This window comes from Stenotrophomonas sp. FW305-C-20-S1 (assembly GCF_058783335.1).
Genome location: NZ_JBYTEK010000010.1, coordinates 100,165 through 117,504, shown reverse-complemented (window position 1 = coordinate 117,504; position 17,340 = coordinate 100,165). Strand labels below are relative to the sequence as shown.

Annotated in this window: 15 protein-coding genes; 8 read left to right on the top strand and 7 right to left on the bottom strand. The window is 65.9% G+C overall.

Annotation, left to right across the window (positions count from 1 at the left end):
- Positions 1-16: 16 nt before the first annotated feature.
- Positions 17-2,701 (top strand): methionine synthase, encoded by a 2,685-nt coding sequence (gene metH, locus AC3WTC_RS07780; RefSeq protein WP_492711248.1) that lies wholly within the window; start codon positions 17-19, stop codon positions 2,699-2,701.
- Positions 2,702-2,771: 70 nt separating this feature from the next.
- On the opposite strand, the gene AC3WTC_RS07775 is transcribed toward metH, so the two are convergent.
- The 6 genes from AC3WTC_RS07775 to AC3WTC_RS07750 form a co-directional block, all read right to left on the bottom strand.
- Positions 2,772-4,844, bottom strand: coding sequence for an acyltransferase family protein (locus tag AC3WTC_RS07775; RefSeq protein WP_134832805.1), 2,073 nt, complete (start codon positions 4,842-4,844; stop codon positions 2,772-2,774).
- Positions 4,845-4,895: 51 nt separating this feature from the next.
- A complete protein-coding gene (locus tag AC3WTC_RS07770; RefSeq protein ID WP_032976315.1) occupies positions 4,896-5,579 on the bottom strand; it encodes a DUF2058 domain-containing protein in 684 nt (227 codons plus the stop codon).
- Between the two features lie 10 nt (positions 5,580-5,589).
- Complete coding sequence (locus AC3WTC_RS07765) at positions 5,590-5,829, bottom strand: SlyX family protein (protein ID WP_025876828.1); 240 nt, start codon at positions 5,827-5,829, stop codon at positions 5,590-5,592.
- Positions 5,822-7,171 carry a UDP-glucose dehydrogenase family protein gene (locus AC3WTC_RS07760; protein WP_134832806.1) on the bottom strand — a complete coding sequence of 450 codons (1,350 nt, stop codon included), beginning with the start codon at positions 7,169-7,171 and terminating at the stop codon, positions 5,822-5,824. The genes AC3WTC_RS07765 and AC3WTC_RS07760 overlap by 8 nt, the downstream gene beginning before the upstream one ends.
- A 23-nt stretch (positions 7,172-7,194) precedes the next feature.
- The gene (locus AC3WTC_RS07755) at positions 7,195-8,172 is read right to left on the bottom strand and encodes an FKBP-type peptidyl-prolyl cis-trans isomerase (protein WP_025876825.1); all 978 of its coding nucleotides are present in this window, start codon (positions 8,170-8,172) and stop codon (positions 7,195-7,197) included.
- A 96-nt stretch (positions 8,173-8,268) separates the two neighbouring features.
- Positions 8,269-8,856, bottom strand: coding sequence for a glutathione peroxidase (locus tag AC3WTC_RS07750; RefSeq protein ID WP_492711247.1), 588 nt, complete (start codon positions 8,854-8,856; stop codon positions 8,269-8,271).
- A 622-nt stretch (positions 8,857-9,478) separates the two neighbouring features.
- Between AC3WTC_RS07750 and AC3WTC_RS07745 the strand changes: the two genes are divergently transcribed.
- The 6 genes from AC3WTC_RS07745 (at position 9,479) to AC3WTC_RS07720 (ending at position 13,824) form a co-directional block, all read left to right on the top strand.
- Entirely contained in the window at positions 9,479-9,838 is a 360-nt protein-coding gene (locus AC3WTC_RS07745; RefSeq protein ID WP_012511573.1) for a GntR family transcriptional regulator, read from the top strand.
- Positions 9,838-10,728, top strand: a complete 891-nt coding sequence (locus tag AC3WTC_RS07740) for an ABC transporter ATP-binding protein (RefSeq protein ID WP_492711246.1) — start codon at positions 9,838-9,840, stop codon at positions 10,726-10,728. The genes AC3WTC_RS07745 and AC3WTC_RS07740 overlap by 1 nt, the downstream gene beginning before the upstream one ends.
- Entirely contained in the window at positions 10,725-11,750 is a 1,026-nt protein-coding gene (locus AC3WTC_RS07735; protein ID WP_025876815.1) for a hypothetical protein, read from the top strand. Before AC3WTC_RS07740 ends, AC3WTC_RS07735 begins: the two co-directional genes overlap by 4 nt.
- Positions 11,751-11,773: 23 nt before the next feature.
- Positions 11,774-12,658, top strand: a complete 885-nt coding sequence (locus tag AC3WTC_RS07730; protein WP_492711245.1) for a GIN domain-containing protein — start codon at positions 11,774-11,776, stop codon at positions 12,656-12,658.
- A 30-nt stretch (positions 12,659-12,688) separates the two neighbouring features.
- Positions 12,689-13,291 (top strand): DUF2884 family protein, encoded by a 603-nt coding sequence (locus tag AC3WTC_RS07725; RefSeq protein WP_059064617.1) that lies wholly within the window; start codon positions 12,689-12,691, stop codon positions 13,289-13,291.
- Positions 13,292-13,398: 107 nt separating this feature from the next.
- On the top strand, positions 13,399-13,824 hold the full coding sequence (locus AC3WTC_RS07720; protein WP_032951937.1) for a hypothetical protein: 426 nt from the start codon (positions 13,399-13,401) through the stop codon (positions 13,822-13,824).
- Between the two features lie 81 nt (positions 13,825-13,905).
- Here the strand turns inward: AC3WTC_RS07720 and AC3WTC_RS07715 are convergent, their stop codons facing one another.
- Entirely contained in the window at positions 13,906-15,345 is a 1,440-nt protein-coding gene (locus AC3WTC_RS07715; RefSeq protein WP_080148444.1) for a class II fumarate hydratase, read from the bottom strand.
- Between the two features lie 289 nt (positions 15,346-15,634).
- Between AC3WTC_RS07715 and purB the strand changes: the two genes are divergently transcribed.
- The gene (gene purB, locus AC3WTC_RS07710; RefSeq protein ID WP_033831519.1) at positions 15,635-17,002 is read left to right on the top strand and encodes an adenylosuccinate lyase; all 1,368 of its coding nucleotides are present in this window, start codon (positions 15,635-15,637) and stop codon (positions 17,000-17,002) included.
- Positions 17,003-17,340 lie beyond the last annotated feature (338 nt).

Below are 17,340 nucleotides of genomic sequence, written 5' to 3'. Positions count from 1 at the left end.
TGAGTTGCCGCCGATCATGACGCCTGTCCGCCCTACCCGCCTGTCCGGCCTGGAACCGCTGGTCATCACCCCGGATCTGCTGTTCGTCAATGTCGGCGAACGCACCAACGTCACCGGCAGCGCGCAGTTCCGCAAGCTGATCAAGGAAGGCCGTTACGAAGAAGCGGTGGACGTCGCCCGGCAGCAGGTGGCCAGCGGCGCACAGATCCTCGACGTCAACATGGACGAGGGCCTGATCGATTCGGAAGCGGCGATGACCCGCTACCTCAACCTGATCATGTCCGAGCCGGACATCGCCCGCATCCCGGTAATGGTCGATTCCTCCAAGTGGAGCGTGATCGAGGCTGGCCTGAAGTGCCTGCAGGGCAAGAGCGTGGTCAATTCGATTTCGCTGAAGGAAGGCGAGGACCTGTTCCGCGAGCATGCGCGCAAGGTACTGCGCTACGGCGCGGCCGCAGTGGTGATGGCCTTCGATGAGAGCGGGCAGGCCGACACCTGCGCACGCAAGGTTGAAATCTGCACCCGCGCCTATCGCCTGCTGGTCGATGAAATCGGCTTCCCGCCACAGGACATCATCTTCGACCCGAACATCTTCGCCGTCGCCACCGGCATTGAAGAGCATGACAACTACGCGGTCGACTTCATCGAAGCCACCCGCATCATCAAGCAGACACTGCCGCACTGCCATGTGTCCGGCGGCGTGTCCAACGTTTCGTTCTCGTTCCGTGGCAACGAGACCGTGCGCCAGGCGATCCACTCGGTGTTCCTGTACCACGCGATCGCCGCAGGCATGGGCATGGGCATCGTCAACGCCGGCGCCATGCCGATCTACGACGAGCTGGAGCCGGAACTGCGCGAGCGCGTGGAGGACGTGATCCTCAACCGCCGCTCTGATGCCACCGAGCGCCTGCTTGAAATCGCCGAGCGCTACAAGGGCAGCAAGGGCGCGGCGAAGACCGAAGACCTGGCCTGGCGCGAGGAGCCGGTGGACGCACGGTTGGCGCATGCGCTGGTGCATGGCCTGGATGCCTGGGTCGACGCCGATACCGAAGAAGCCCGGCAACGTTCCAGCCGCCCGCTGGACGTCATTGAAGGCCCGCTGATGGCCGGCATGAACGTGGTCGGCGACCTGTTCGGTGCCGGCAAGATGTTCCTGCCGCAGGTGGTGAAATCGGCACGTGTGATGAAGAAGGCGGTGGCCTACCTGCTGCCCTACATCGAAGCCGAAAAGGCCCGCAGCGGCGACACCGCCAAGAGCAACGGCAAGATCATCATGGCCACGGTGAAGGGCGATGTGCACGACATCGGCAAGAACATCGTCGGCGTGGTCCTGGCCTGCAACAACTTCGAGGTGATCGATCTGGGCGTGATGGTGCCGGCGCAGAAGATCCTCGATGCCGCCCGCGAGCACCAGGCCGACATCATCGGCCTGTCCGGCCTGATCACGCCGTCACTGGAAGAAATGAGCCATGTCGCCCGTGAAATGCAGCGGCAGGGCTTTGACCTGCCACTGATGATCGGCGGCGCGACCACCTCGCGTGCGCACACCGCGCTGAAGATCGACCCGCACTACAAAGCCCCGACGGTCTGGGTGAAGGACGCCTCGCGCGCCGTGGGCGTGGCGCAGTCGCTGATCTCGCGCGAGCTGCGGGATGCGTTCGTCGCCGCCAACGAGGCGGACTACGCCGAGATCCGCACCCGCCACCGCAACCGCGGTGACGCCAAGCGCCTGGTGTCGCTGGAGCATGCACGTGGCCAGAAGTTCCAGTGCGACTGGCAGGCGTACACGCCACCCGCACCGAAGCAGCCGGGCCTGCATGTATTCGATGACTACCCACTGGCCGAGCTGGTGCCCTACATCGACTGGACGCCGTTCTTCCAGGCGTGGGAGCTGGCCGGCAAATATCCGGCGATCCTCACCGATGAGATCGTTGGCACCCAGGCCAGCGAGCTGTACCAGGACGCGCGCGCGATGCTCGACCGCATCGTCAACGAGAAGTGGCTGCGGGCCAAGGCCGTGTTCGGCCTGTGGCCTGCCAACAGCATCGGTGACGACGTACGCGTGCAGCATCCCGATGGCGAGGCCACCCTGCACTTCCTGCGGCAACAGGTGGACAAGCCCGCCGAACGCCCGGATTTCTGCCTGGCCGATTTCATCGCCCCGGCCGACAGCGGCAAGCAGGACTGGATCGGCGCCTTCGCAGTCACCGCCGGGATCGGCATCGACGCGCACGTGGCCCGCTTCGAGGCCGACCACGACGACTACAACGCAATCCTGCTGAAGGCGCTCGCCGACCGCTTTGCCGAAGCCCTGGCCGAACGCCTGCACCAGCGCGTACGCACCGGATTCTGGGGGTACGACCACGCCGAAACGCTCGACAACGAAGCGCTGATCGACGAAAAGTATCGCGGCATCCGCCCCGCGCCCGGTTACCCCGCCTGCCCCGAGCACAGCGAAAAACGCCGGTTGTTCGACCTGCTGGGCGCGGAAACCAACGCCGGCATGCAACTGACCGAGAGCTTCGCGATGCTGCCGACCGCGGCGGTGTCGGGCTACTACTTCAGCCACCCGCAGAGCCAGTATTTCGTGGTCGGCCGCCTCGGTCGCGAGCAGGTCACCGACTACGCACGCCGCAAGGGCGTGGACCGTGCCCAGGCCGAACGCTGGCTGGCCTCGAACCTGGATTACGATCCGGAATGATCCGCCGACAGGGTTGGCCCGGCGCCAGCCCTGCCCGCGATTGCTCAGGAAGGCAGGGTCATGCCCGGTTTCACGGTTGCAGAAGCACCTGCTGCAGCGACGGCAACAACATGCGATTGCCGTATGCGCTGAGGTGGTCGCCATCGAAGTACAGCGGCCTGCCCTCCCGCTGCGCCGGGCACTTGGCGGCATCGCACAGCACCGGCAATGGGTCCCACAGCACCGCACCGGGCAGGCCATCGACCACCTGCCGCAGGCTGCCCAGCATGGGGGCACGCAGGGTATCCATGGCCACGCGGGTGCTGTCCATGCCGTTGCGGCAGACCTCGTTGCGGGCATTGAAGCGGTCCGAGCAGCGATAGGGTGGCGCCGGCAGGACTGGCTTGGGTGCTTCCAGCACGATCCGCACACCGCGCTCGGCCAACGGCGTCCACTGCGTGATCGACTCAGCCACTTCCGCCTCGCGTCCGGCGGCGGCTTCCGGCGTCAGTTCACCGGCCAGCTGCGCCTGCGCATCGAACAATACAAACTGGTCGGACAGGCGCGGGATCCGCAATGACACCAGCACCACCACATCACCGGGCTGCGCCCGCTGCGTGATGTCGGCCAGCACGGCCGCATCGAACGCAGCACAGCCAGCGCCGGCGCCTCGCCACTTCTGCAGGCTGATCTGCGGGCAACCGCCACGTCCATACAGCGATACCTGCGTCCCGGTATCCAGGGCCAGGCGCTGCAGCAGTTCGATATAGGCCATGGCGTGTGAATCACCGGCAACGAATACCTGCGCCGGCGCGCCTGCGACCACCGGACGGCTGCATTGGCCACGGGCGAAGGTGCGTGCACTGCCTCCTTCGAAACGGCGCTTGCCGACGTCCAGCGCGCAGTCCGGGTAGTCGCGGGCCACGCTCTTGCCATTGGGGTACCAATCGGCCGGATGTCGACTCACCGTACTCAACGACAGCAGCGGCGCCTGCGCGTACAGCAGCATCTGCATGCCCCCTGCCAGCAGCAGCACCACCCCACCGGTGACTACCCAGCGTGCGGACGTCAGGTGCTGCGCGAGTGGTCCACGGAAGGGGCGTTCCACCCAGCGCCAGGACAGCCAGGACAACACCACCACCAGTCCGACGGCGGCAGCCATCTGCGCAGGCGTCTGCAAGCCGACGGTCCAGCGCATCAGCACGAACACCGGCCAATGCCACAGGTACAGCGAATAGGAAAGCAGGCCGATGCGGCGCATCGGCGAACTAGCCAGAAGACGGCCGATCCACGCCTGCGGGTGATGATGGAGGGACCACAGCAGGCCGGCGGTGGCGAAAGCCGGCAGCAGACCGTCGGGCCACGGCGAGTGCCCCGCGCGCGCGGACCACAGGGCCCACCCCAGCAGCGCCAGCGACAACATGGCCAGCAGCGAGAACAATGGCGCACTGCGTTTCGCGGGCAGACCGGTCAACGCAATGTGCGGTTCGCGCACATGAAGCAGTTGGAACAGCAGCACGCCCACGCCCAGCTGCCACAGACGGGTACTGGTGGCATAGAACGCCCACGGCGGCGGCGCCTCGCGCGTGCCCAGCGCGGCGGCATGCGAGAGCGACGCCACGCTGACCAGCGCGAACAGGCCCAGGCTGATCCAGCGCCCGTGCCGGCCGCGCGCCCAAGCCAGGAACAGCAGCGGGAACAACAGGTAGAACTGCTCTTCCACGCCCAGCGACCAGGTATGGGTATACGGATTGAACTCGGCCCTGGGCGCGAAATAGTCGTTGCCGATGGCCGCCAGCACCCAGTTGCTGAAACCGAAGAAGGCCATCAATCCGGTCTTGTCGCTGGCCTCGCTGAGCCAGGATTCGGGGATGAACAGAACGCTTGCCACGGCAGTCGCCAGCAGGCAGGTCAGCAGTGCCGGTGCGATGCGGCGGATGCGGCGCGCATAGAAGCGCAGCATCGACTGCCCCAGCGAAAGCGCCGGCAACCGATGTACAGAGGCACTGACCACGAAACCGGAGATGACGAAGAACACGTCAACGCCGGTGAACCCGCCCGGCAGCCAGGCCGGGTCCAGGTGGAACACGATGACGGCCAGCACGGCAATCGCACGCAGGCCGTCGATGTGCGGCACGTAGCCGCGGCTTGGATCAACGGTCATCCCTTCCCTCGCGGCCGCGATGACACTGGGCCCGCCGCGGCCATCCTGTGCTTACCAGACCAGGTCGTCGGGCACCTGGTACTGCGGGTCGGCGTAGGGATCGTCCTCGGCCGGTGCATTCGGGTCGACCTTCAACGCCACCGAAGCGGCGAACACCGCCTCAGACTGGGCCAGGACTTCAGCCGTCACCAGCAGGTAGCGACCGTTGAGCTGGACCACGCCCAGTTCACCGGCATTGAGTGCCTTGAGCTGCTCGGCGGTGACGTAGATGCGCTTGATCTTGCCGCCGTACGGGAAGTGGCGCGCGATATCGGCCGCTTCGGCATTCAGGCTCTTGTCCTTCAGCAGTTCTTCCAGCTTCACCTTGGCCTCGCGGCGCTGGCGGGCTTCTTCCTGCTTCAGGCGCTCGGTCTCGATGCGCTCTTCCTTCTCCCGCTGCGCACGGATCGCGTAAGCCTTGGCCAGATCCATTTCCTCGGCGGTACGCGGCTTGCGCGGCCCCTGCCCGTGGCCCTGGCCACGCTGCTGGCCAGGCTTGCCCGGGCCGCCATTGCCATGCGCCCGCCGCTCGCCGGGTTTGTGTTCGCCCTTGCCAGCGTGCTGCGGCTTTCCATTGCCAGCGCCACCCTTGCCCTGCGGGCGGCCATCACGGCGGGGGGCATCATTCTTGCGCTCGGGCTTGGGCGCGGGCTTGAAGCCCAGGCCCATCAGCTGGTCGCGGAGGGTATCGCTCATAGGATATGGATCAGTAGTGCGGCGGCGGCGGTTCGCTCGCCGGATCAGAAGAATTCAATGCATTGCGGACCTTGCCCAGGTCTTCCAGCAGCACGCGCAGGATGCCGGCATTGCGGCTGCCTTCCATGCGCGCGTCTGCAAGTGCATCGCTCAGTTCGGCCAGCGCGTGTTCCTGGAAGGACACGCGCATCTCCAGCTCGACCAGGCGCGCTTCCAGCGCCTGCTCACGTTCGGTCGGTACTTCAGACATGCAGCGAACGTCCCCGGCCAATGCCGTAATACGCGAGGCCGGCGGCCTCGACTTCAGCCGGCTCGTACAGATTGCGGCCGTCGAACACCACCGCATCCTTCAGCCGCTCGCGCAGCATCTGGAAATCGGGGCTGCGGAACTGCTTCCACTCGGTCACCACGACCAGTGCATCGGCGCCCTGCAGCGCATCGTCGGCACTGTCACAGAACACCAGATCGTCGCGCTCGCCGAAGATCCGCCGCGATTCATGCATCGCCTCCGGATCGTAGGCGCGCACTGTCGCACCGCCTTCCCACAACTGGGCCAGCAGGCGGCGGCTGGAGGCCTCGCGCATGTCATCGGTGTTCGGCTTGAACGCCAGGCCCCACACGGCGAACGTCCTGCCGCGCACGCCTTCGTCTTCGCCCTTGTCGTAGTGGCGCTGGATCAGGGCAAACAGGTGCCCCTTCTGCGATTCATTGACCGCCTCCACCGCGTTCAGCAGCTTCGGCTCCAGGCCGGCCTGCTGCGCGGTGCGCGCCAGTGCCTGCACGTCCTTGGGGAAACACGAACCGCCATAACCGGCACCCGGATAGATGAAGTGCCAGCCAATACGCGGATCCGAACCGATGCCCTGGCGGACCTGCTCGACGTCGGCGCCCACGCGCTCGGCGATGTTGGCGATTTCATTCATGAACGAAATCTTGGTTGCCAGCATTGCATTGGCGGCGTACTTGGTCAGCTCGGCCGAACGCACGTCCATCTCCACCACGCGATCGTGGTTGCGATTGAAGGGTGCGTACAGGCGACGCATCACGGCGACCGACTCGGCGCTGGTCGCACCGATGATGATGCGGTCAGGCCGCATGCAGTCGGCAACGGCGTCGCCTTCCTTCAGGAATTCGGGGTTGGACACCACATCGAAGGCGATATCCGCCCCACGCGCCGCCAGCTCCTCGGCAATGGCCGCACGCACCTTGTCGGCGGTGCCTACCGGCACCGTCGACTTGTTGACCACCACGGTCGGCACCGAAATGTACCGACCGATGGTGCGGGCCACGGCCAGCACGTACTGCAGATCGGCGCTGCCATCCTCGTCCGGCGGCGTGCCCACGGCGATGAACACCACCTGGCCGTGGCCGATGGCGGTCGCCGCGTCGGTGGTGAACACCAACCGCGACGCGGCGTGGTTGGCCTTCACCATCGGCTCCAGGCCGGGCTCGTAGATCGGGATGATGCCCCGGTTGAGGCCATCCACCTTGGCCTGGTCGATATCGACGCAGACCACCTGGTGGCCAACGTCGGCCAGGCAGGTGCCGGTCACCAGACCTACGTAGCCGGTACCAAAAATCGCAACGCGCATATCCGTGCTGACTCCGTGTTGGCTTACGGCAGAACGCCCAGCAGCTCGACGTCGAAGGTCAGGGTGGAGTTCGGACCGATCGGACCACCCGGGGTGCCGTTCTCGCCGTATGCCAGTTCACCCGGGATCCAGAAGCGGTACTTCGAGCCGACCGGCATCAGGGCCACGCCCTCGGTCCAGCCCTTGATGACCTGGTCCAGACCGAATTCGGCCGGGCCACGGCCCGCAGAACTGTCGAACACCGTGCCGTTGAGCAGCTTGCCTTCGTAGTTCACGCGCACCTTGCTGGAGGGCAGCGGACGCTCGCCACTGCCCGGACGGATCACCTGGTACTGCAGGCCCGACGGGGTGGTCACCACGCCCGGCTGGGTCTTGTTCTTGGCCAGGAACGCGTTGCCTTCCTGACGGTTGGTCTGCGCTGCCTGTGCGGCCTTGGCCTGCATCTCGGCCTGCTTGGCACCCATGAACGACTGGATGGTGGCAGTGGCATCGGCTTCGCTCATCTTCGGCTGGCCCTTGCTCAGGCCAGTGTTGATCGCGTCAAACAGCGAAGCGGTATCGATATCGTCCTTCAGCTGTGCCAGCGACGGACCCACCGAATAAGCACCGATCATCTGCGCGACCTTGACCCGATCGACCTTCGCCGGCTGCGAGCCCGGCGCGACGCCCGGCACCTGCTGGCCGCTGCGGGCCATCACCACCTGGCGCAGGGCGGCATCGGTCGCCTTGGCCTGTTCCTGGGTGATCTGCGGCTGCAGGCCTTCGAAGGAACGCTCCACGGCAGTGCGCAGCGCGGCTGCATCGATTTCATCGGCGATCGGCGCGAACGACTTGGCCACATCCAGACCAATGGCGTAGCCGAGCTTCTGCTTGGGGGAATTCAAGGGTGCGGTCTCCTTGGCGGCCGAAGGAGCGGCCGGTTGTTGCGACAGGGCGACACCGGAGGTGCCCATCGCCAGAATCAGAACCGACGCCGCGGCGCCGCGCATTCCCATTTTCATTCGCTGCATTCCTGGAAGTGACTGGACGCCGACGTCGGCGCGAAAACACGTATTGTCGCACGCATGCCGTCGATGTCGAGGCATCCGTGCCGGCATTCAATGTGCGGCCGGTGCCGCCAGCGCCTTGTCGATGGCCGCTTTCAGCTGCGGATCATCCGGGGTGACCTTGCTGGCGAACTGGGCAATGACCGTGCCATCGCGTCCGACCAGATACTTGTGGAAATTCCAGGCCGGCGCCACGCCGGTGGCGGCGGTCAAGCGCTGATACAGCGGCGTGGCCTGCGCGCCGGTCACGTGCACCTTTTCGAACATCGGGAACTTCACACCATAGGTAAGCGTGCAGAAATCCTGGATCTGCTTTTCATCACCCGGCTCCTGCCCCTTGAAATCGTTGGACGGGAAGCCGAGCACGGCAAACCCCTTGCCGGCGTACTGCTTCTGCAGCGCTTCCAGACCCTCGTACTGCGGGGTATAGCCGCACTTGCTTGCCGTATTGACCACCAGCAGCACCTGCCCGTGGTAACGCTGCTGCAGGTTGACCTGCTGCTTGCCCGCCAGCGGCCGGTACGACAGATCCAGCAGATCGGCGGCCGAAGCGGCGGCCGACATGGCCAGGCCTGCGGCCAGCAGGGTCAACAGGGACAGGCCGCGAAGGCGGCGCGAGGAGGCAGTCGACAAAGGCATGGGAGACGGTCCGCGGTAGCCATTCCAGGGGTCCGGCCGTGACCGGCCGGGAATCGGCCGAACTATAGCACCGGGGTCTGCACGTCTCTGGAGCGCATGCGTTGTCGCGCTTTGCACGGCGTGGCGGAAGCAGTCTGCCGCGCGTCCCAGCCCGCTGCTGATGACATAGCATGGACATGGCTGAATGGGAGGCCGACTGAAAACGCGCCTCCGCAGTTTCTCTTTTTCGATGCATATCAAGCGGTTGAACGAATATTGCGGTGCCGTGACCACCCCTGCCATCAGTTGGGTGGGGGCAGGACTTGCACACAGGCGTGCCGGTGTTATAGTTGCATACAACACCAGTCACCTGAGGCAGGGGAACCATGAACAGCCGGATGCGTCGCAGCCTTGCCGCCCCCGCGGTCACCGCGGTATCAACCCTGTTCGTACTGGTCTGGCTGGCCATGCCGGCACCGCCGGCCGCGTCCTCCCCCACCCTCTCCGAAGACAGTACGCAGGACGCAGCAGCACCCACGGCAGGGAATGCCGCTCCCTCCCCCTCCCCCCCGCGTCGGCTGCACAGCTCCCTGTCCATGCCGTATTTCTCGTTCGCACAGCCGCTGACCCCACGGAGCTGAATATGAGCGACATCCAGTGGAGCGACGGCGCTCCCATCTACCGCCAGCTGAAGGAACGCGTGATCGCCATGATGCTTGACGGAATCCTCAAGCCGGGCGATGCCCTTCCTTCGGTGCGCCAGGTGGCCGCCGATTACCAGCTCAACCCCATCACCGTTTCGCGCGCCTACCAGGAGCTGGCCGATGAAGGCCTGGTCGAGAAGCGCCGCGGGCTGGGCATGTTCATGACCGAACAGGCGGCCACGCAGCTGCGCAGCAGCGAGCGCGAACGCTTCCTCAATGAAGAATGGCCGGCCGTACTGGAGCGCATCCAGCGACTGGGCCTGAGTCTCGACGAATTGTTGCCCCAGGGGAAATTCTGATGAATGCCAGTCCCACTACCGCTGTGCCAAGCGACGCTGTCATTACCGCCCGTGGCCTTCGCAAGGCTTACAAGAACACGCTCGCGCTCGACAACGCCAGCTTCTCCATTCCGGCAGGCCGCATCATCGGCCTGATCGGCCCCAATGGTGCCGGCAAGACCACCGCGCTGAAGGCGGTGCTCGGCCTGACCTCGGTGGAAGGCGAGCTGAGCGTGCTCGGCCGCGACCCGCGCGTGCACCGCGACGATCTGATGAACGACATCTGCTTCATCGCCGATGTCGCCGTGCTGCCGCGCTGGCTGAAGGTGCGTGAGGCGATCAACTTCGTCGCCGGCGTGCACCCCCGCTTCGATCGCGCCCGTTGCGAACGCTTCCTGGCCAACACCAAGCTGCAGCCGAAGCAGCGCGTGCGTGAACTGTCCAAGGGCATGATCGTGCAGCTGCACCTGGCACTGGTGATGGCCATCGACGCCAAGGTGCTGGTGCTGGACGAACCCACGCTCGGCCTGGACATCCTGTACCGCAAGGAGTTCTACCAGCGCCTGCTGGAAGACTACTTCGACGAGCAGAAGACGATCATCGTCACCACCCACCAGGTGGAAGAGATCGAACACATCCTCACCGACGTGATGTTCATCCGCGATGGTCGCATCGTCCTCAATGCGGAAATGGACGAAGTCGGCGACCGCTATACCGAACTGCTGGTCGGTGCCGACCAGCTCGAAACCGCCCGCGCACTGAAGCCCATCGACGAGCGCAGCCAGGCCTTCGGCAAGACCGTCCTGCTGTTCGACGGGGTGCCACGCAGCCAGCTGGCCAGCCTGGGTGAAACCCGTAACGCCGGCCTTGCCGATCTGTTCGTCGCTGTCATGAAGGGGACCTACGCATGAATGCCGTCAACCATCCTGTCAGTCCCGCAGGCACCCTGCGCTGGCTGCTCAAGCGCGAATACTGGGAAAACCGCGGTGGTTTCCTGTACGCCCCGGTGATCGCCGGCATCGTCTCGCTGCTGATGAGCGGCATCGGCATCGGCCTGGGCCTGTTCGCCCTGCATCGTGCCGCCCGCGACGGCGGCCTGCACATCGACGGCGAGAGCGTGAACATCAACGGCCTGGATCTGGCCGTGCTGACCCGCGACATCAGCGCCAAGGACATGGCCGACCTGGGCAACGGCCTGGACCTGGCGATGGTATTGACCTCGTCCTGGCCACTGATCGTGCTTGCCTTTGTGGTGTTCTTCTATTGCCTGGGCGCCCTGTATGACGATCGCCGCGACCGCAGCATCCTGTTCTGGAAGTCGCTGCCGCTGTCGGACACCCAGACCGTACTGTCCAAGGTGCTCAGTGCACTGATCGTCGCACCGCTCATCGCCATCATCGCTTCCAGCCTGACCCTGCTCGTTTTCATGCTGATACTGTGCCTGGTGGTGGTCTCCCACGGCGGCGATGCGATGCAGTTGATCGTGGGACCTGCCAATCCGATGAGCCTGGTCATGGGCATGTTCGTGTCCATCCCGGTGTACGCCCTGTGGGCGCTGCCCACTGCGGGCTGGCTGCTGCTGTGCTCGGCCTGGGCACGGAGCAAGCCGTTCCTTTGGGCAGTGATGCTGCCGCTGTTCGCCGGCATCATCGTCAGCACCACCAAGCTGATGCACCTGTTCGACCTGACCACCGGCTGGTTCTGGCAACACATCGTCGGCCGTCTGCTGCTGGGTGCGATGCCGGGAATGGATCTGCTGTACCGCGCCGGTGGCGGTGAATCCAGGCAGGATCTGGACTCGATCGTGGCGCTGATGGCGCCCTCTGCCCAGCTCAAGTCGCTGGCGATGCCCGACCTGTGGATCGGCGCGGCCTTCGGCGTGGCCTTCATCTTCATCGCCATCCGCCTGCGCAAGCGCGCTGGCGAAATCTGATCGTCAACCTGGAGGCACCACCCATGCGTTCCTTGATTGCCTGTACTGCACTGTTGCTGTTGCCGCTGTCGGCGCTGGCCGCCGATGCACCGAACTGCAAGTTCTCCGCGCCGCGCGCGTTGAAGATCGACGCGACCGGTGCCAAAGCGGTGGTGTTCGAGATCAACCAGCATGACCTGAAAGTGGTCGCCAGCGCCGGTGGCGGCCAGCTCGAAGGCCGCGCGTGCGCGTCCAACAAGGACTGGCTGGACCAGCTGGTGCTGGACCAGCGCCGCGTGGGCGACAAGCTGGTGGTAAGCCTGCGCCGCGACAGCCGCGACGCGCTGTCGATGGGTAACAGCTACGCCTGGCTGGACATCCGTGGCAGCGTGCCGGACAACCTGCCGCTGCAGTTCAAGATCGGCTCGGGCGATGGCAGCATCGAGAACGCGCAGTCGCTGAGCATGGACGTGGGCTCCGGTGATGGCATCGCCCGCGGCACCCGTGGCAGCGTGCATGCCGCCGTGGGTTCGGGCGACCTGGACGTTGATGGCGCCGCATCGTTCAACCTGCTCTCGCTGGGTTCGGGCGACGTCAACGCCCGCAACATCGGCGGTGATGCCAGCGTCGGCACGGTCGGTTCCGGTGACCTGAAAGTGACCGACGTGCGTGGCAACGCGCGGCTGGATACCGTCGGTTCGGGCGACATCGGCTTCAAGCAGGTGCAGGGCAACGTCGAGGTCGGCGTGGTCGGCTCCGGCAACGTCGATATCGAGCAGGTCGGCGGCAACGTCCGCGTGCGCAGCCACGGCTCGGGCGACATCGATGTCGACGGCGTGCGCGGCAACCTCACCGTCGAGCACAGCGGCAGCGGCGATGTCCAGCATCGCAACGTGTCCGGCACCATCACCCTGCCGCGCGGCAAGTAACGTCCAACCATCCGATCCGAGGGGAATGCCATGAGTCTGCTGCGCCTGCTGCCTGCTGCCCTGCTGTGCCTGCCGCTGATCGCCTGTGGCGACACGTCCAGCCCCGACAAGACCGCCGGCAAGGCGGTGGCCGAGACCGCGGGCGGCGTCGGCCAGACCGTCAAGGAGGCGATGGATGACGCCCGCAGGGAAATTGCCGAAGGCAACATCAAGATCTCGGCCGACAACCAGCCACGCGCGGAGATCACCCCGCAGGGACAGCTGCTGATCGGTGGCAAGCCGGTGGCGCTGGACGATGGCCAGCGTCGCCAGCTGCTTGATTACCGTGGCCACGTGGTGGCGGTGGCGATGGACGGCATGGACGTCGGCCTGGCAGGTGCCAAGCTCGGCGCCAACGCCGCCGGTGAAGCACTGAAGGGCATCTTCAGCGGTGACAGCGAAGGCATCGAGAAACGGATCAACGCCGAGGCCGCCAAGATCGAAGCGCAGGCCAAGCGCATCTGCGACCGCATGCCGGCCATGCTGGCCAGCCAGCAGGCCCTGGCTGCCTCGCTGCCGGCGTTCAAGCCCTACGCCACGATGGACCAGAGCGATGTGGACGACTGCGGCAAGGACACCGTGGTCAACCGCTGACCCCTGTGACAGATCAGCGCACCCGGCCGGCCGCGCACCTGCGTTGCCGGCCGCTGCGCCCCGGCGGGCTTACAATGGCAGCCCCGGATGCACTTCATCGAACCGCCATGAAAAAGCTGTTTCTGCTGCTGGCCGCCCTGCTCTGCCTGGGCCTGGTCGGCTGTGACCAGGACTACCGCAACCACCGCGCCGAGCGTGGCAAACCCAAGATCTCGGTCAGCGAGAGCATCGTGACCGTTCGCCGCCAGCCGGCACCGAACATCATCATCCTGCCCGACGGGCAGATGAAGATCGACGAGATCCTGATCCCGCTCAACGCCGAACAGAAGCAGATGCTGCAGACGATGTTCGGCAAGCTGCAGGTGCTGCGCCAGAACACGCTGGTGGCCGCACCGGCCGACCCCAACATGCAGCCGGTGAAGATCGTGCCGCCGGAGGGCATGCAGGTGATTCCGCCGGACCTGGTGCAGACCATTCCCGAGTTCAAGGATTACACCGAGACCTTCGGCAACATCGTCGCCGACCGTCGCTGAAACGAACAACGCCGCCCTCCCGGGCGGCGTTCTTCCTTCTCGCCTGTAGTGGGTGCGGACCTCGGCCCGCACACAGCTCGATCAGCCGCCGGCACCTCCGCCACCGGCCTGGATGCCACCGGCCGTCAACGCGGCCGGATCCAGCAGGCGGCGCAGCTCGGCTTCGGCCAGGCCACTGTCTTCCAGCGCCACGTCCAGCACCGGGCGCTGCTCCTTGTAGGCACGCTTGGCGATCGCTGCGGCCTTCTCGTAACCGATGATCGGGTTCAGCGCGGTCACCAGGATCGGATTGCGCGCCAGCGCCTCGGCCACACGGTCCTCGCGCACCTTCAGGCCGGCAATGGCGCTGTCGGCCAGCAGGGTCGACACATTGGCCAGCAGGCCGATGCCATCGAGCAGGTTCACCGCGATCAGCGGCAGCGTGACGTTGAGCTGGAAGTTGCCGGTCTGGCCGGCCACGGTGATCGCCGTGTGGTGGCCGATCACCTGCGCGCAGGCCATCACCGTCGCCTCCGGGATCACCGGATTGACCTTGCCCGGCATGATCGAGGACCCCGGCTGCAGTGCCGGCAGTTCGATCTCGCCCAGGCCCGCCAGCGGGCCGGCGTTCATCCAGCGCAGGTCGTTGGCGATCTTGATCAGGGCCACCGCCAGCGCATTGAGCTGGCCCGACAGCTCCACCGCATCGTCCTGCGCGGCCAGGCCTTCGAACTTGTTCTCGGCGCTGTCGAACTTGAAGCCGGTCTGCTGCTTCAGCGCCTTGGCAACCTGTGCACCAAAGCGCGGGTCGGCATTGATGCCGGTGCCGATGGCGGTACCGCCCAGCGGCAGGCGGCGCACGCGCTTGAGGCTGTCCTCGATGCGCTCCTGGGCCGAGGCCAACTGCGCCGACCATGCACCGAATTCCTGTTCGAAGGTCAGCGGCATCGCATCCATCAGATGGGTGCGGCCGGTCTTGACCACCTTGCGCAGGCTGCGGCCCTTCTTGTCCAGCGTCCGGCGCAGGTGCACCAGCGCCGGCAGCAGCTGCTCATGGGTGGCCAGCACGGCCGACACGCGCAGCGCCGTGGGAATCACATCGTTTGAGCTCTGCCCCTGGTTGACGTGATCGTTCGGGTGCACCGTGGTCTTGCCGGCCTTGCCGGCGCGATTGGCCAGGGTGGCGATGACCTCGTTGGCATTCATGTTCGAGGACGTACCCGAGCCGGTCTGGTAGACGTCGATCGGGAACTGCGCGTCCCACGTGCCGTCCGCCACTTCAGCCGCGGCAGACTGGATAGCCTTGGCCACGGTCTTCGGCAGATGGCCCAGCTCGGCATTGACGCCGGCGGCAGCGCCCTTGACCAGGCCCAGCGCACGGATGAAACCGCGCGGCATGCGCTGGCCCGACACCGGGAAATTCTGTACAGCGCGCTGGGTCTGCGCGCCCCACAGCGCGTCGGCAGGCACCTGCAGCTCACCCATGCTGTCGTGCTCGATCCGGAATCCCTTGGGGGCACTCTTGCTTGCAGCTTTGCTCATTGCATCAACTCCGCACTTCTTCAGTTGGGGAAAGGAAAGCGGCGGCTGGCAGGGTGTCGCTTCCCGGGCTGGCGGCTGCGACAACGATACTCCCTTGTCCGCAGCGTGGGATGGCGAGGACGGGCCAGATCGTTTCATCCGCAGGGCCGATTGAACGGGTAGCGCCGGGCCGCGCCCGGCGAGCGCGAAGCGCGGCCACCATCGGCCGGGCATGGCCCGGCGCTACCGAGCATGCGAAGGCCACGCGTCGTAGAATATCGGCCCCGCCGCTCGTCCCAGCCCTGCCGACATGTCCGAATCCGCCCTGCTCGCCCTGTCCCCGCTCGATGGCCGCTATGCCGGCAAGGTCGACGCCCTGCGCCCGATCTTCTCCGAGTACGGCCTGATCAAGGCCCGTGTCACGGTCGAAGTGGAGTGGCTGTTGGCCTTGGCCGCCGAGCCGGGCATCGTCGAGCTGGCCGCGTTCTCCGACGCTGCCATCGTCCGCCTGCGTGCACTGGCCAACGGCTTCAGCCCGGCCCAGGCCGCGCGCGTGAAGGAGATCGAGCGCACCACCAACCATGACGTCAAGGCGGTGGAGTACTTCATCAAGGAACAGCTGAAGGACGATGCCGAGCTGGCGCCGGCGCTGGAGTTCGTGCATTTCGCCTGCACCAGCGAAGACATCAACAACCTCAGCTACGGCCTGATGCTGGAACAGGCCCGTCGCGAGGTGCTGCTGCCGACCCTGGACGGCATCGCCACTGCACTGCGCACGCTGGCCCATGCCCAGGCCGGCCAGCCGATGCTGTCGCGCACCCACGGCCAGACCGCCTCGCCGACCACGCTGGGCAAGGAGCTGGCCAACGTGGTCGCCCGCCTGGAGCGCCAGCGCCGGCAGATCGCCGCGGTTGAACTGACCGGCAAGATCAACGGCGCCGTCGGCAACTACAACGCGCACATCGCCAGCTACCCGGATGTGGACTGGCCGGCCTTCGCCGAGCGCTTCGTGACCGGGCTGGGGCTGGTGTTCAACCCGTACACCACCCAGATCGAGCCGCACGACAACATCGCCGAGATCGGTGATGCCGCCCGCCGCGCCAACATCATCCTGATCGACCTGGCCCGCGACATCTGGGGCTACGTCTCGCTGGGCTATTTCAAGCAGCGCCTGAAGGAAGGCGAAGTCGGTTCGTCGACGATGCCGCACAAGGTCAACCCGATCGATTTCGAGAACGCCGAAGGCAACTTCGGCATCGCCAACGCGCTGTTCGAGCATTTCAGCGCGAAGCTGCCGATCAGCCGCTGGCAGCGTGACCTGACCGATTCCACCGTGCTGCGCGCGCTGGGCACCGCGTTCGGCCACAGCCAGGTGGCGCTGGATTCGCTGGCCAAGGGCCTGGGCAAGCTGGAAGTGAACCCGCAGCGCCTGGACGCCGATCTGGATGCGGCGTGGGAAGTGCTGGCCGAGGCCGTGCAGACGGTGATGCGCCGCCACGGGCTGCCGAACCCGTACGAGCAGCTGAAGGCGCTCACCCGTGGCCAGGGCATCACGGCCGAGTCGATGCGCACCTTCGTGCAGGGGCTGGAGCTGCCGGCCGATGCCAAGCAGCGTCTGCTGGAAATGACCCCGGGCAGCTACACCGGCCTGGCCGAGTCGCTGGCGAAGAAGATTTAAGGGTTTTCCTTGCGGCGGCGGCCGCGGGCGCTGCCTGCGGCAGGCAACAGCAACGGCAGCAGCAACGTCAAAAGCGGCTCTGGATTACTGCTAGCTGGGCGGGTCGGGATGGGCCAGCGGGACACGCCGTGAACCCATCCATGGGGGCTCGATGGCGCCATCCATGGCGCCAACGGTCCCGCTGGCCCATCCCGCCCCACCTCTGACAGTTTTTCGGTGACGGTTCGAAGAGCATTGGGTTGTCGGACGGAATTTGAGAGAGGGACGCGGCTTCGCCGCGTCCCTCTTTATTTATGGCGAAGGCAGATAGAGCAAGCGAAGCGCGCGACCCACTGTTG